Here is a 15,543-nt window from a genome sequence, read left to right as displayed (position 1 = left end):
GGAGGTCAGCTCGCCAGGATCCGGCGCTGGGTCCGGCCATCCGAAAGAGCCGCCAGGCTCCGGGCTGTCCGGCGGCGAACCGTCCGCCCTGCCAGACCCAACCGGCGACCGACCGCGTCGGACACCTGCACCCCCATCAGGCCCTGCGCACCCGCAGCACGGGTCCCGGACTCGCCGGCAGCCACCGCCAGAGCGCACAACAACTCGACATCGTCCGCGCTGACAAGCCCCTGCTCCTGCGCCGCGGCCAGATAGCGGTCCAGCTCCTCGGCTGCAGACTCGGGCTCGTCCGGCGTGGACCAAAGGGGCTTGGCGCGCTCCGAGCAGTCACCGAAGGTGACCGTGTTCGCCCAGGACCGGTCCGCTCGCCTGGGGTCGGCGACCCCGAAAGCCGCCAGCGTCAACCGCCGGACCCGCCACACGATGTGCGAGGGCACCAGCAGGTCCGACTCCCACGGGAACGACCGGCACTCCACCCACAGATTGAACGCGGCCTCGCGGTTCAGCTCCTCCAACCGGATCGACCTGAAGCCGCGCGGGGTCATCAACTTCGACACGACCCCGGGGATCAGCAGCTTGCACAACACCGCGGCGGCCTCCTCGCAGTCACCCCCGTCCTTGTTGGCCAGCCGCGCCAGATCGCGCAGCACCTCGTCCCGGTCCTGGACCGTGCCCGTCCGGGCCGCCCGGGACACGTCGTCCAGAGTGGCCAGCTCGCCCAGCAGCCGGTGCCGCAAACCCCACCAGGGAACCAGCGCCTCCGCGGCAGCCAGCCGCTCGCCCAAACCCATCGCCTTCTCGATTGACATGTCGATCCTTCCGTCCATTGACGCAAGGAGGATCGGAGGTCTGCGTAGTCATTTGCGTTTGTCCACAGGCCAAATCTGAGGGGGCAACGCGGGGGAAACACGGGGAGCAACGCAGCCCTGACAAGGCGTTTGCCCAAAAGTTGAAACTCATCCCGCAACAGGGTGTGTTCTCGTGTAGGAACGCAAGGACCGCCGACGCTGTTGGGGCGCGGGGAACCAGGGCTCCAACCGGCCCGCGACTCGTTCTCCTACTCGAAGGCTCTCCACGGTGGTCTGCGCACCAAAGACCCCTCGCTCGGGAATCAATTCAATGAGGCAGAGCAGATCAGGGGACGCGACCGAGGGGGCGGACCGCGGCATCTGGTCGAAAAAGATCGACTGGGAGGTCATCGCCTCCGCTCGGCTCCGCCACCCAAACCGATCGCAGGCCACGCGGGTAGTGGTGAACGTTGCATGAATGATCGCTTGTCGACGGGGCTGCGGCTCACCCGCGCAGGCTTCACTGCCATCCATGCCCGCAAGGCTCGGGTCGTGACGACTGCAGGAGGGGCTCAGTCCGGGTCCGTGCGCGCCGCCAAGGGTGACTTGAGATCGCGCTGATTTTCGTCCAGGTAAGAGTTCGGAAGCAGTACGTGATGTCCGATTGGAGGCGTAAAGGGAAGCTAGAACTCGAAGACCGTGTCGGGGTCGTCCATCGCGCGCCTCAACTCGCCGAGATCCCCGATATTCGCCAGGGGCGATGTCCGCGCAACATCGACGATCCCTCCGACGACGGTCTGCATCGCTGCAACATCGCCGGACTTGAGCGCCAGGTCAAGGCTGTCGAAGAGTCGCTTGTTCGTCTCGCGGCGCTCTTCAAACGTTCGGTCGAAGTAGTCCCGCAGAGTCGCCTCGGCGGCCTTGATCCGCCGGACCTCGGTCTCTCGATAGGTCTTGAGCTTCTCGCGCTTCGTGCTCTCCGTCTGATGGATCTCGATCGAATCTTGGACAGCATTCACAATCGTGGTGAGCGCGCTGAGCGCGTCGGCCGCAGTGAGTGCACCGGCCGTGTTCTTCACGACTCCAGCCACCTTCGGAGGCAGGACGGTGCCCTCAACCGCGTCGTTCTGCTCAGTCATTCGCCGCCTCCGAGTCTGCGTTGCGGTACTTGAAAACGAGATGGTCGCTATTCACGTCAAGGTTGCCGTCCTCGTCAGCGACCGGCGTCGTGGCCACCTCCCTTACCGAATTGACAAGGACCAGAGAGGCTTGGAGTCGCCCGGCGTGACGCTCCATGTCAAGCGGCTCGGATTCGAGCAAGTCGATCGCTTCCGTTGCCTGAGCCGCCAACCGAGCGAGGATGCCGTCCAGTTCACGCGACCGTTCCTGCACCCCGCAGAGAAGCTGGTCGCGCTGGTCAAGTTGTGCGATCGCGACATCCACCTCCGTCAGGAACTCGTGAGCCTCGGTCGACGCCTTGGTGCCCCGGTTTTTTACTGCGAGGCCGGCGACGAAGAGCGCGGAACCAGCGACTACCGAGTTGCGCGTGATCGCGCCGAGACGCATACCGCCACCCCCTGCCGCAAGGGATCCGCCACCTAAGAAAGCCAATTTCGCCTTCTCGGCCGCGGCTCCCCTCAGGGCGGAGATCGCGGTTCCGGTACTGGCCTTCCCGAACTCGGTGACAGCCGCCCCGATGCCGACTGCGGCCCCGCCGCCAGCGACTGCCGAGTTGACGAACCCCTGGATCCAGCCCGTCACGTCCGGATCAAGCTTGGCTGTGCTCAAGACTCGGGTGATTGAAGCCTCGAGCCCATCGACGATGAGTTGTTCACTTACCTTAACCTTCTTGGCGTTGCGCTTGAGGAAGTCAACCATGCGAAGGATGACATCGCGTCGAGCCCGTTCCTGCGTCTGCCCGAAGGTCCGCAGAGCTTCGTTCGTGCACTCCACCTGCGCAAGATGGTCGGCGTGGCGATTCTCGTAGCGCTCCTCATGACGCCCGATCTGGGATCGAGCATGTACGATCTGCACCCCACCAGCGATCGCCACCGCGGCGCCAGCACTCCCAGCGACAGCGCCACTTATGATTCCGACGTACGGAATTGGGGACTTTGCCAACCCTCCACACCTCCATCGGCCCCGCTCCGGATCTGGTCCACGGCGTGGATCGAGAAGGCCACGCATAATATAACAAGGTGCCCGGCTTCAAGCCCAAGCCGGGCCTTCGACGAACCGTGCGGCGACCTGATCCTGCTCAAATGTGCTCAGCCCAGTGCCTGCTATGAACACCCGCTCTTCGGCATGACCAACGACACGAAGTCCGGCATAGGACGGACATCTGCCCCATGACTATCTACGACGCCCGCTGCTTGAACCAGTCGAAGCCGGCGATGATCTGGACGGTGCGGTCGCTGAGGTCGTCCGGCAGACCGCTTTCGTCGGCGACGTTGCACACTTCTTCGCGTACGATCCGGCGGGCTTCGTCGGTGTGGCCTTCGGCGTGGGTGACGGCTGCGAGGTCGAGTTTGGGGATGGTCTCGTAGGGCGCCGCAGCCAAGGCGGTCTCGGCTGCGGCCCTGGCCTTTCGGACGTCGCCGGTCTTGAGAAAGTGCGTGGCGACGAGGTGTGCGACGTCGACGATGGCGCAGATCATGTGCTGGTCGATGTTGAGGTCGACCAGCCAGGCCCAGCCCGCTTCGCGGACCCGGTCGAAGGGTCGCCCGTTCACCAGCGCGAGTGCGGTGACGAGGTCGTTGATGCCGTCGCTGCCGCGTGCCTGGCCGCGTGCCCGTAGCCGGCGGAACAGGTCGACGTCCACGAGGAGGTCCTCGACCTGGTAGGCCCGGACGCCACCGTTCTTGGCCGGTTCGGACTTGTCGGCGTGCGGGATGTGGGGTTCGCCTGTGCGGGGGTTGGTGCCGAGCCAGGAGCGGACGGTGCCGACGGAGATGCGGGCGGTGCCCTCGCTGTGGCCGAACGCGGTGGCCAGTTCGTCGGGGGTTGCCCCGTGCTCGCGGAGCGCGATGTAGCTGAGCACTTCGAGGTGGAAGGCTTTACGTTTCTCGATCGGCTGCCCGTGCGCCCGCACCGAGACCGGTCCGAGCAGCGTCAACCGGGGCCGCCAGCAGTCGTCTGCGAACCAGTCTGTGACGTCGATGTCCAGTGTCGGGTCGGCTTTCTCGACCGCTTCTCGCACTGTGGTGGTGACCTTCGGTGCCAGGTCGTCCAGGTCCTGGCTGGTGGTCGAGGCGGGCAGCGGCGTGCCGGGTTCGATGATGCTGCTGGCGGGTTCGAGGACCTCGATGGTGCGTGGGATCGTCAGCTCGGCGCGCAGCGCGCCGGCGTCGTCGGACATCGCTCGCCACCCCTCGCGGCTGGTGCTGGTGGCGGGGATCGGGACGTCGTCGGTGCGGTCGGCCTGCGCGAGCACCTCCGCGCAACCCCACGCCTCGTCCGGGGTCAACCCGACGGCCACCAGGTCGAGCCCGACCTGGCTGACCCGGACGCGGCCGTTGATGGTGAACACCAGTTCGGTGCCGGTGATCTGGTCGGTGCGCCCGCCGACGACGATCGCGGTGCAGGTGGTTCGGTGTTCGTCCTCGACCATGCCGATCAGCTGCTGCAGTTCGGGGGAGGCGGCGATGGTGTCGGAGTCGGCGAGCACGACGTCGGCCGGCCACAGCTCGTCACCCAGCTGGGCGGATCTGCCGGTGGGTGCGTCGGCGTCAACATTCTCAGCCAGCCCGGCGGCAAATCGAGCAGCAAACAGGGCAGCCGCGACCGCCCTGCCGGTGTCCGGGAGCACATGGAAGCGCTCGGAGTTCATGGTCTGGACCTCTTCGGCGACTCCCAGGCACCTGATCCGGACGTCGCGGGACCACGGGTTCACGGCCAGTTCGGCGGCGAGGTATCGCAGGAAGTCGGCTGCGTAGTCCGGGTCGCCGGTCGCTTGGACTGTGCCGAGTTGTTCGTAGTTGAGCAGCCACACCTCGCCGGTGTCGCTGGTGCCGGTGGTTGCCAGCAGCGGGTACGGGGCGGGCTGATACTCCGGCAGCGGCCCGACCAGGTCAAGGTCGACTTCGGCCCGAAGGGTCCACCGCAGCCGGGAGTCGTCCGGGGCGGTCCACGGGGCGTCCAGGTCTGCGGGCGCGGCCAGGTGCAGGGTCAGCTGGTCATCGCCGATTTCGACCGCGGCCAGCCTCGGCATCGGGATGCCCGCACGGGTGTGGTGGGCGGCCAGCCGGCGCAGCGCCTCGTCCATGAACGTGACGGTTGGCGCGGTCACCGACCCGACCGCGGTGACGGTCTTCTCCACCGGGACGAGGTTGGCCGCCGGTGTCGGGATCATCCGCCCGGGACGGCGCAGCCGGAACTGCTGCTCGCGTCGCCGTCGCAACATCATCAGCGCCGATCCGGCCAGCACCGACCCGCCAATCGCCACCCCGGTCAACAACCACGGGGCCGACAACCCGGACGCGGGATCGGTGAAGGTGGGTTCCGCAGCCGTGTCGTCGGAGGTCTGGTCGTGGGCGGGTTGCTCGGCAGGCGATCCGGGCTGATCCGCGGGAAGCGGTGCCACCTCGCCGGGCTCTGTCGACGGCTCCGCCTCGGTCGTTGGTGGTGGCGCCGCTGGGTCGGCCTCCAGGGCGGCAGGATCGGTCTGAGGCGCGGCAGGCTCGGGCTGCGGGTCGACCTCGTCCGGAGCCGGTGGCGCTGCGTCGACTGTTGTGGACGGCAGGTTCAATCGCCAGCCTGGCTCCAGTACGTCCGGGTCGGTCAACTGCCGACCGTCCGGTTGCAGGACGCCAGTCGAGGCGTGGTAGATCTCGGGCCAGCGGTCGGGGTCGCCGAGATGGGTGGCGGCGAGCGCGGACAGGTTGTCGCCGGGCTGCACCACCACCGAAGTTTGGGTGTCGCCTGTGGCCCGGGTGGGGACCTGGAGGGTCCAGCCGATCAGGATCAGGTCGGGATCTTCCAACCGTTCGCCGCCGGGCTGGACAACGCCGGTGGACGCGTCGTAGATCTCGGGCCACCTGTCCGGATCACCCAAGTGGTCGGCGGCGAGCCGGGACAGCGTGTCACCGGGCTGCACCACATGATCGACCAACCCTGCAGGAGATGCGGGGATGTCGTTGGTCGGTGCGGCCGGTGCCTGCGCCAGGCGGTCGCTGGGCAACGCGGTGGCCACCAGTGTGGCCGGGGCCTCGTCGGCCAGGGCTTGGGCCAGCCCGCCCAGCACCGGTGGCGCCGACACGATCAGCATCGCCGAGGCTGCGACCAGCCGGCGGGCGAACGACTGGGGCAGTCCGGGCAGGGTGGGCGCCTTGACGCCGCGCACCAGGGCCACCGTCTCAAGGACCAGGGTCAACGTGAGGAGTCCCCACACGAGCCAACTGACGATGATGATCGCGGCCAGGGTGATGGTGCCGTCGTCCGGTCGGGACAGCCATCCCCACACCTCGGCCGGGGCGGGTACCGCATTCGGGATCGGGTTCCCACCCACTTGGAGCAGCAGGATCGGCATGCCGATGACGATTGCGATGACCGCCAGGCTCGCCATCAATCCGACCAGTCGTCTGCGGATCATCGCGGTGCTCCTTCGTATGCGCGGACGACGTCTGCTGATGCCGTGCCGCTGACCGGCAGGGTGCGGATGCCGATGACCGACAGGAACACGCAATCGTAGGTGTCGGTCACGGTCACGTTGACCACGGTGCCGGTCATGCTCACCGTGCCGGACAGTCCGGCCTGGGTGAGGTGGGCGTTGCCGGCTGCCGCCGCCCGGGCGGGATCGGGCTGGACGTCGCCGCCGCGGACCAGGGCGTCCAGCTGGACCGCCTGGCCGGCGGCTCTGGCGGCTTGGCCGGCGGCCACCCTGGCGTGGTGTTCGGCGGCGGCCTGGCCGCTGAAGTCGGCTGCGATCCCGACGACCAGGATCATGCAGAACGACGCCAATACGACCCACAGGCTGATCGAGCCCCGTTCCGGGTCACGGTTCGGTTGCCGGTTCATCTGGTCACCGTCCTCTGAAGGTGTCAAGCGGCGACTGGAAGGACGCGGTGATGGTGAGCGACCCGGGCAGCCCCGGTATCGCGACCCCGGCCAGGTCGAGCTGACAGGTCACGGTCGCGCTGACCGACGCCGGCGTCCCCACGGGTGCCGCGAACCCGGACGTGTCGGTCACCACGCTGGACGACAGGCACTGAAGTTGCTGATCGGCGAGGGTCTGCTGGGCTCCGGTCTGTGCCTTGGTGGTGGCCTCGCCTGCGGTGCGGGCGATGGACGCCTGCCGCGCCGCCTCCGCGGCGGCGGTCTGCACGCCCTGCCTGGCCACGGCGACCCGACCAGCAGCGATCACCAGCGCGACGAACAACAGGAACGCCGGGATCAGGATGACCGCCTCCAACGTTACTGAGCCGCGCTCACCACGGAGCCTGGTCATGACACCCGTTCCCACGGGAGTGTGGCGGACCGGGCTACCCGCAACTCGAGTCCGGGCAGCACCGACAACGGATGACCGGTGACGGTGACGGTGACCGCGTCGACGGTTGCGGTCGTCGCGACTTGCCAATTCTGCAGCGAGCCGTGCGACTGTGCGAGCGCGTCAGACGCCGCCTGCCGCCCAATCCCCTGGTTCTCGCGGTTCTGGTACGCCGACGCGGCGCTGGCGCCCTCGTGGGCGGCGTTCCCGGCGACGTTGGACGCGTAGTAGTACAGGGCGCCCTGCAGGCCCAGGAACATGACCGCGAACAGGGCGGGCATCAGCATCACCATCTGGATCGATGTCGACCCGCGCTCACCCCCGCGCGGCGGGTGGCGTCCACCCACGACCAGCCGCGGGGTCACCTGATCTCGCCGACCTTCGCGTTGATGTAGGCGCCGATCGCGCCGACCACGACAGCCACGAACGCGAGCACGGCGACCGCCCACAGCACGTGCTCGATGGTGACCGAGCCGCGTTCGTCGCTCATCGCGGTCCGCAGGACGCGGCGTTGGCCAGCCACGTAGCTGCCTGCCCGGCCGAGCAGCATCTGGAACAGCACTACCAAACGGATCATCTCTCGTTTCTCCTTGCAATATGGGTGGGAGTCGGGTTCGGATTCGGGTCTGGGCGGGGTCAGGCGACCACTCGCAGCAGGGCTGGAGTGATCAGAATGGCGAGGAAGACCATGCCGAGGATGCTCATCGGGATGGACAGCTTCTCGCTGGCCTCGTTGGCGCGGGCCAGTTCGGCGTTCAGCATCGCCGCCCGCAGGGACCCCGATTTGGCGCGCAGCTGGTTGTAGATCTGGGCGCCCTCCTCGCCGCCCAGCCGCACGATGTCGGCCAGGTCGCCCAGTTCGGGCAGCGCAAGTTCGTTCGACAGGCGGTGCAGCGCCTCCCAGGGTGGCTCCCCGGTCCAGGCGGACAGGGCCAGTTCCTCCCGTAGCCGGCGGAACACCCAGGAGTCGCCCACCTTCGCGGCGACCTCCATGGCCTGCCGCGGCCCCGACCCGGCGAGGCGTTCAAGGGCGACCAGGTCGGCGAACGCGCCGAGCGCGCGGGCGAACTCGACGCGGGCCTTCTTCGCGTCGTCCCGCAGGTTGTAGTCGGGCAGCATGAACATCACGGCGGCCATCGCGAGGGTGGCGCCGAACGGCACCAGGATCGGCAGCCGCCAACCCAACGCCCAGAACAGCAGGGTGAAAGCGGGCGGGATCAGCGTGCCGACCAGCGCGTAGAGGATCTTCTGGCCGTAGAACCGGCTCAGCGGGACGCGCAGCAGCAGTCGTTCCTGGTGCGGGGTGCGGCCCCAAACCCCGGCGGGCAGCACCTTCATGCCCCACCGGCCCAACCGCTCGGTCCGGGACTGGTCACCGGCCTCCAGGCCGTCGCCGCGGCGGGCGTCCTGCGGCGACAACCGCAGCAACACCTCTCCCAGGTCGGGGTGGGAGGGCGTGAACCGCCAGACCAACCCCACCACCCCGCTGCTGACCATCGCCCCGCCCAGCAGGGCCAACTGCATGCCGGTGGTGATCATCGCGCCGCCTCCACCCGCACCCGCTGGCCGATGAACCTGGGCAGCGGTGCGCCGGCCGACATGCGGCGCATCCACACCAACACCCCCACGTAGGCGGCCAGGAAGACGGCGAGGATTGCCTGGCCGACCGGGGTCTTGTAGGGGGCGACGTAGTCACCGGTGAACGCCAACACGACCAACACTCCGATCGTGATGATCGTGACCCAGCGGGCGGTCGCGCGGGGCTTGGCCCGATCGGCCTCGATCTGACGCCGCGCCCGGACGTCTGAGGCCACCGACTCTGCCAGGCTCTCGAGCACGGTCGCGAGGCCTGGCCCGCGCCGGCGGGCACCAAGGATCAGGCTGGCCGCGATCAGGTCTCCGGTCGCATCGTCCAGCTCGTCCGCAAACGCCCGCAGCGCGTCCTCGGTCGTCCACCGGGCCCGCAACCTCGACACGAGCCGCGACACCTCCGGCTTGATCGCCTCCGGAGTCGAACGCAACGTGGCGATCAGCGCCTGCTCCAACCCGACTCCCGAGGTCAGCACCCCCGACAGCGCCCGCGTCCACTCCTCCATCGCCTCCAGGCGGGCGATCTGCAGAGCAGCGTCGGACCCGGACAAGAGCACCGGCAGGCCAGCCACCGCCAACGGCACCACCACGATCGCGAGCAGCCAACCGGTGGCGAGCGCAACCACGATGCCGGCGGCGATCCCGATCAGCAGCAGGTTCCGCGTCCTGGTCGACATCGACAGCCGGGCCACCCGCTGCCGCCGGCGCGTCGGGGCAGCAACCGACACCTCGGCCGGCCGGGAGCCAACGATGATGCCGATCACGCCGGCCACGATCAGGCCGGCCGCGAGGGCGGGGACCAGCGTCATCATGTCCAGGCCCCCTGTTGGGCCTCCGACAGGTAGCCGGTCAGGTCGAACCCGTGGTCGCGCAGTGCGCGGTAGCTGTCGGGCAGGCCGCCGACCGCCCGAGCGGTGGTCGTCCCCGGCGGGCAGCGAAATATCGAACTGAGCGCGTAGCCCTTCTGCTTCTCACCCGGCCCGATCACCACGATCTCGGACGTCCAGCGTCGTTTGCGGACACCTTTGCCGTTGGGTTCGGTGCGGACGTCGACGTGCACCACGATGTCCAGCGACTCGGTGATCGCGCGCACCGCGTAATCCTGGGTGACGTGCGCGCCGGCCTTCATCGCACACGTGACCAGCTTCGACACCGCAGCCTCGGCCGACTCCGAATGGGTCGTGGACAAGGACCCGGTTCCCGACTGCATCGCCTCGATCATCGTCAACGCCTCCTTGCCGCGCACCTCACCGACGATCTGACGCGACAGGTTGTAGCGATACGAGTCGTACAGGGCGTCGTCGATCGTGAACTCGCCCGCCCGCCGGCCGTTGGCCTGCAACTCGCCACCGGGCCTGGCCTCCCAGGCATGCACGATCGGGTGCCGTTCCGGCATCTCGTGCAGGTGAAGTTCGTACTCGGTCTCGAACGTGCCGATCGCCTCGTTCGGCCCGATCTCGGCACACAGGGCCCTCACCATCGTGGTCTTGCCGGCTCCCTGCGGGCCGGCGACGACGATTGACCGGCGCGCCCGCACCGCAGCGGCCAGGAAACTTGCCGCCACCTTCGTCAACGAACCCCGCGCGACCAGGTCGTCCAGCGTGGCCTCCTGCATGCGGTGCCGGCGGATCACGACCGACGGCCGCGGCGTCACCCACGCGGTCGCCGCCAGCCGGGCACCCCCATCCAGCCGCAGATGCAACCGCGGCTCGGCCTCGCTGAACTGACGCGCGTTCACCTCCGAACGGCTGCCCAGGAACACCAGGAAGTCGATCAGGTCCTGATCGGAGTCGGCGACCTGCGGACCCCGCACCAAGCGACCGTCCGCATACTCCAGCCAGACCGTGTCGAAACCCAGGATCGTGATGTTCTCCACCCCCGGGTCGTCGACCAGCGGCTGCAACCGGCCCAACCGGAACAACGCGTCGAACACCGCCTGTCCCAACCGGGACTGCTGCCCCCGATCCCGCGCCCCCAGCCCGTCAACCGCCGCCTGCCGAGCCTCCTCGTCCAACAGCTCGTCGATGATCCGCCGGCCCAGCGTCTGCTGCTCGTCCCGGCCAAGATGAGGGGACGCCTCCACCGCCCGCATCAACCTCTCCGACGCCGCAGCACGCAGCGCAGACACGAGATTCCAGTCGATCCCGCCACCCGTGGCCGCAGACGTGGTCTGCACTCGAAGCTGCGAGACCGGCGTTGCGGCGCGGGCGTGCGGTGTTGCCGGGGCCGGTTTGGGATTCGGACCCAGGGAGAACGAGGAGCGGACCCGGCCTGGGCGTGCTCCCGAGGGCGGGGCGTCCTCAGGTTGGGTGAAGATGGGCAGCCCGGCTGGGTCGAGCCCGGTCGCGTCCAACGAGTACAAACGGTCGGTCATCTGGTCCTCCCACCACGATGTGCCGCGTCCTGCCTGGCCGAGGCAACCAGTGCGTCGATCGCACCAGCCAACGCCCGATAGCTGCGAACCAGCCTGCTGCTGCCCGACTTCGCCGCCGGCTGCTGGCCGACGCTGAACACCTGCGCGGTCCGCTCGTCCCAGGCGATCTTCTCCACCACCGGGATCTGCAAGACCCGCGACACCTCGCCTGCCGAATAGGGACGACCCTCGCCGACCAGCACCACACCAGCGGCGGCAGCGCCAGTACCGTCGTCGCGCGCCGAACCCCACGCGGCTGCCCACTGCCGCGCCGCGGCCAGGGACGGCAGATCGCTGCGCAGCACCAGCAGCGACAGGTCGGCCTGTTCCAGCAGCGGCGTGGGTGACGACACCATGCCCAACCGGCCCGCATCGACGATGACGTCCTGCCCCGTCGCTTCCAGGGCCCGCAGCTCCAGGCCCAGCGCCGGCCACAACTCGCCAAGGCTCGCAGCCTGGGCGTGCGACCGGACCCCGGGCAGCAACAACACCTCGCTGTCCGGGACCGGCATCAACACCGCCCGCAACTCGTCGGCCAGCCGGCCGTCCCTGCGGGCCATCACCAGCTGGACCATCGCGTCGTTGTGCGCCACCGCACCCCGGAAGTAGCCGGCCAGCACCGCGGACCCGCCCACCGGATCGGCGTCCACCAACACCACCGGACGCGGCCAGCACATCGCCAACCCCAACGCGGTCGTCGTCACCCCCGGGGCACCCGACGCCGAAGCCAACACCACCAGCGCCATCAGGCCTCCCGGGATTCCAGCAGCACCGCGACCCTGCCGGCCGCCGACCACACCGCCACTTCCGGCGCCTGATCGGCGGCAATCTCCACGCTGACCGTCACATTGCCCGAGGTGTCCGCGGTGCCGACCTCGACCACCACACCGGCGAACACCTTGATCTGCTCGGCGTGGACGTCGCCCTGCGCGCCGGGGGTGGACGCGATCCGTACCCGGTCACCCACCGTGAGCGGCGTCCCCGGGACCTGGCCAGGGCCCAGCGTCAGGCCGATCACCGACATGCCCTGATGCGGGAAGACTTCGCCGGCGACAGCCTCCGGAACCAGCAGCTGGCCGGCCTTCAGGTCGACCGCGGCACGCTGCCCGACCAAGGAGTCAAGTTCGCCGGCCGGCACCACCTGCAACGCCGGGTCCACCCCGACCCGCGCCACCTGCAGCGCGTCGGCGGTGATCACCGCGCCACGCGCCACATCCACCCGGGCCACCACCACCGGCTGGGCGCTGCCCAGACTGCTGTAAGCCCACGCCGACGCCACCATCCCGACCAGCACCATCGCCACCGACGCCAGAATCAGCATCGGACGACGCCGCGGCCGCGGAGGCGACGTCGACACCGCCTTCTCGCTCGTCGCCGGCCCCGCGGCCACCTGTTGTTTCCTGGCGCCGCTCTCGCCCGTCGGCGTCACCTGCAGGTTCTTCATCGCCGCACCACCTGAATCTCTCCGACCACGACCTGACGAGTCGAGGTGAACTCCAATGGGATGTTCCCGGTCACGCCGGTGTTCGACGCCCAAGCCACGTTCCAGTACGCGGTCGCCGCAATCGGGTAGGTGCCCTGCCGGGTGTAGGTGTGACCGCAGTCCGGGGACCGCTGCCCGCCGTGGCCATCGGTGAACGGCGTCCCCACCGTCGTGCAGGTGACCACCTCACCGTCACCCATGTCCCACACGATCCGCTGTACCTGGGCAGTCGCGGTCACCGTCACCGCGCCGAGTGACGCGGAGCGCTCCATCGGCCCGAACGTCTGCTCCGACGGATTGTTCACCCACAACCACATCGGCAACCCGACGATGCCCATCGAGTCCGGCCGGTCCTCCGGCACCATCCCGATGTCGAACGCCCGCAACTCCATCTGGGACACGATCGTCTGCGCCACCACCGCCGGATCAACCGGAGCCGCCGGTCCCGCCGGCATCGAATCAGACCAGAACGGCGTCGGGGGCCCGTCCTGGCCCGGAGGCAGGTTGCAGTCATAGATCGCCCCGTCCTCACGGCCCTGCCACAACGAACTGGACTTCGGCGGTTGCGGATCCCTCAGCCTCACGTAACAGTTCATCGCGTTCGACCAGTACCCGCGATCCGACTCGCACGGCAACGGATCATCCCGACCCAAGGACTTGTCCACGCACGCGGTGACGACGCCACCCGAGCCACCCGAGCCTCCCGACACCGGTTGGACGGGCGCGTCCCCCTGCGCGGCCGGCGTGCCGGGGTTGACGATGTAGATGCGGCAGGTCTGGGTGCGGGCGTCCAACGCCTGACCGTCCGGGCACGCCACGCCGGGATCGGCGGATGCCCGGAGCCCGGTCGGCAGCATCACCATCGTCAGCAGCATCAGCGCCGCAAGCACGGCGACGCGAGCCGGCGGGGACGTGGTCAGCATGTCCCCGCCGATTCGAAGGCGGTGACGAACCATCCGAACATGGTCGGGTCCTGTGTGACCGTGTAGACACCCACCGTCCTGGTCGGGGCGTCCTTGTTGACGACCGAGTTCCCGTCCTTGTCGACCATGTCAGTCTGGGAGTTGTCGACACACAACGTGACGATCCACTGCCGGGCGTCCGATCCGGGGTCCGTACTCTGCAGGGTCGACGACTGGGCGCCATGGCCCACCCAGCCGTTGCTGCGGTAGTCCCTGAGCCAGGACGACCACGTGAGGTAGGCGCTGTCCCTCGCGACCGTCGTCAGCTCGCCGACATCGGCCATCGGATCAGCCGCCAGCCGGTCGTACAGGGCCAGAGCTGCTTGTGCCGCGTCGACAGCGGCCCGTTCATCCGCCGACAGCGTCGGCGTCGGGGTCTGCGGCGGCGTTGACGTGGCTGTCGACTTAGGGGGCGTCGGCGACGGACTGGGGGTCTGGTTCGCTGTGCCGCAGCCGGCCAACACAAGCGCCGCCAGGGCGCTGGTGAGCACTATCCGGACTCCCGGGCGGTTCGCGACCATATGAGCGCCTCCTTCAACCCCTACCTGGGGCCTCTACCTGCACAAGCCAATCGCGACCACCTCATGGTCACCTTGTGCGAAGGAAGGGCTTCAATGCCTCGATGCACTTCGATCCGATGGGGGGTGCGGACCTGCTAACCCGTGCGACGCTAAAGCTGCGACACCGCTCCCGTGAGGCAGTGTCAGAATCTGGACACCCGGCCTGGGCTGGACTCGCAAGTCGTTCCTGGGCTTGACCTGCGGAGTTGAGAACCCAGCGGGGGCTTGCGCGCAGACCGAGATCGGGGAGGACTCATCCTCATGTCCGCCGACCTCGTGCTTGAGGGGCCAGGCCAGGGCACCTGCCGAAGGTCACCCCTGTGCCTTGGGCCCTTGGGCTCAAAGCCAACCGGAAGCATTCGCCAGCTCCGCGTTGGCAAACGGCCCACACCCTTGACCAAGGCCAGCGGGGGCGTCCTTGAACCATGGCTGTCCGAGGAACTGCTCTGGTCCGCGGTGACGTGGGGCACGAGTACCAATATCCCACCGTAGGGTTCGGCTAGTCGAGGCCTTACGGCTGAGGTAATGCCTCACTCACCCTTAGCGAAATCCCTGCGAGGCAAGAGGACATGCCACCAAGCGCTTCAAAAATCCCGTAATTGCTCACGCCAACGTGCACTTGCACGGCACGTTGACAACCGTCTAGATGATGGTCGCCCACCTCGTGAGGCGTCACGATTGTGTGCTTGATACCATGCCATGGACGCTGCATATCCGCCACAAGTCGGTTGTTGCGGATACAATCCGCAAGTGGGCCGCCGTAACTACGACCGTGCGAATGCCGAAGCGCGTCGACGACGCAAAGCACAGCAGCGCCGTGGCGACCAAGCTAAGCCGGGGCGCGCCATGCCTAGTTCGCCTGAGTGTACGACCGAACCGCAAGCCCAGCTGTGGGCCACTACCCGCTCAGGCGCACGTGCTGGGCGTGGCTTCCGCTTCCAGGACATCGTCGCCACCCTCGTTGTACTCAGTCTCTGGAGCGCAGGCGAGTCAAACGCAGTAGTAACTCCTGAGGGGTACGACGACATCTCGGTACGTTCTCCAAACGGTTCCTTGTTCATCCAAGTCAAGTCTCGGCGTCAAAGTGCAGGGGATCTTCCGGTTGCCGAGCTACGTAGGGACTTGCGCTCTGTCGCTCGGGCTTGGGTCACACGCAGGAATGCGGGCCTTCCAGCATCGACGGCCCTTCTGCTTGAGCGCCCAGTCACCAAAATCCCTATACCAGAGTGGAATGGCGACTTTACTTCGATGGGTCCGACTGCT

General features: G+C 68.1%; 15 protein-coding genes. All 15 read right to left on the bottom strand.

The annotated features are described in order from the left end of the window. Positions 1–5: 5 nt before the first annotated feature. The gene (locus tag VB059_RS12845; protein ID WP_323422404.1) at positions 6–809 is read right to left on the bottom strand and encodes a hypothetical protein; all 804 of its coding nucleotides are present in this window, start codon (positions 807–809) and stop codon (positions 6–8) included. A gap of 662 nt (positions 810–1,471) precedes the next feature. After that, on the bottom strand, positions 1,472–1,927 hold the full coding sequence (locus VB059_RS12840; protein WP_323422403.1) for a hypothetical protein: 456 nt from the start codon (positions 1,925–1,927) through the stop codon (positions 1,472–1,474). Continuing rightward, positions 1,920–2,840 (bottom strand): hypothetical protein, encoded by a 921-nt coding sequence (locus tag VB059_RS12835; protein WP_323422402.1) that lies wholly within the window; start codon positions 2,838–2,840, stop codon positions 1,920–1,922. Before VB059_RS12835 ends, VB059_RS12840 begins: the two co-directional genes overlap by 8 nt. 304 nt (positions 2,841–3,144) lie before the next feature. Continuing rightward, a complete protein-coding gene (locus VB059_RS12830) occupies positions 3,145–6,378 on the bottom strand; it encodes a LysM peptidoglycan-binding domain-containing protein (protein WP_323422401.1) in 3,234 nt (1,077 codons plus the stop codon). Then, positions 6,375–6,803: a pilus assembly protein TadG-related protein gene (locus VB059_RS12825; RefSeq protein WP_323422400.1), complete on the bottom strand. Its 429-nt coding sequence runs from the start codon at positions 6,801–6,803 to the stop codon at positions 6,375–6,377. The genes VB059_RS12830 and VB059_RS12825 overlap by 4 nt, the downstream gene beginning before the upstream one ends. 4 nt (positions 6,804–6,807) lie before the next feature. After that, the gene (locus VB059_RS12820) at positions 6,808–7,233 is read right to left on the bottom strand and encodes a TadE/TadG family type IV pilus assembly protein (protein ID WP_323422399.1); all 426 of its coding nucleotides are present in this window, start codon (positions 7,231–7,233) and stop codon (positions 6,808–6,810) included. Beyond that, entirely contained in the window at positions 7,230–7,619 is a 390-nt protein-coding gene (locus VB059_RS12815; protein ID WP_323422408.1) for a TadE family protein, read from the bottom strand. Before VB059_RS12815 ends, VB059_RS12820 begins: the two co-directional genes overlap by 4 nt. Positions 7,620–7,633: 14 nt before the next feature. Then, positions 7,634–7,849: a hypothetical protein gene (locus tag VB059_RS12810; protein WP_323422398.1), complete on the bottom strand. Its 216-nt coding sequence runs from the start codon at positions 7,847–7,849 to the stop codon at positions 7,634–7,636. A 59-nt stretch (positions 7,850–7,908) separates the two neighbouring features. Next, on the bottom strand, positions 7,909–8,811 hold the full coding sequence (locus VB059_RS12805) for a type II secretion system F family protein (protein ID WP_323422397.1): 903 nt from the start codon (positions 8,809–8,811) through the stop codon (positions 7,909–7,911). After that, positions 8,808–9,674 (bottom strand): type II secretion system F family protein, encoded by an 867-nt coding sequence (locus VB059_RS12800; RefSeq protein ID WP_323422396.1) that lies wholly within the window; start codon positions 9,672–9,674, stop codon positions 8,808–8,810. The genes VB059_RS12805 and VB059_RS12800 overlap by 4 nt, the downstream gene beginning before the upstream one ends. Next, complete coding sequence (locus tag VB059_RS12795; protein WP_323422395.1) at positions 9,671–10,990, bottom strand: CpaF/VirB11 family protein; 1,320 nt, start codon at positions 10,988–10,990, stop codon at positions 9,671–9,673. The genes VB059_RS12800 and VB059_RS12795 overlap by 4 nt, the downstream gene beginning before the upstream one ends. Before the next feature lie 242 nt (positions 10,991–11,232). Next, entirely contained in the window at positions 11,233–12,021 is a 789-nt protein-coding gene (locus VB059_RS12790) for a hypothetical protein (protein WP_323422394.1), read from the bottom strand. After that, entirely contained in the window at positions 12,021–12,719 is a 699-nt protein-coding gene (locus VB059_RS12785; protein WP_323422393.1) for an SAF domain-containing protein, read from the bottom strand. Before VB059_RS12785 ends, VB059_RS12790 begins: the two co-directional genes overlap by 1 nt. Beyond that, entirely contained in the window at positions 12,716–13,681 is a 966-nt protein-coding gene (locus VB059_RS12780; protein ID WP_323422392.1) for a hypothetical protein, read from the bottom strand. The genes VB059_RS12785 and VB059_RS12780 overlap by 4 nt, the downstream gene beginning before the upstream one ends. Continuing rightward, a complete protein-coding gene (locus tag VB059_RS12775) occupies positions 13,675–14,241 on the bottom strand; it encodes a hypothetical protein (RefSeq protein ID WP_323422391.1) in 567 nt (188 codons plus the stop codon). The genes VB059_RS12780 and VB059_RS12775 overlap by 7 nt, the downstream gene beginning before the upstream one ends. Positions 14,242–15,543: the final 1,302 nt, after the last annotated feature.

Source organism: Raineyella sp. (assembly GCF_034933565.1).
GTDB lineage: Bacteria > Actinomycetota > Actinomycetes > Propionibacteriales > Propionibacteriaceae > Raineyella.
Note: the sequence above shows the minus strand (reverse complement) of the source record. Positions and strands in the feature narration are given on the sequence as shown.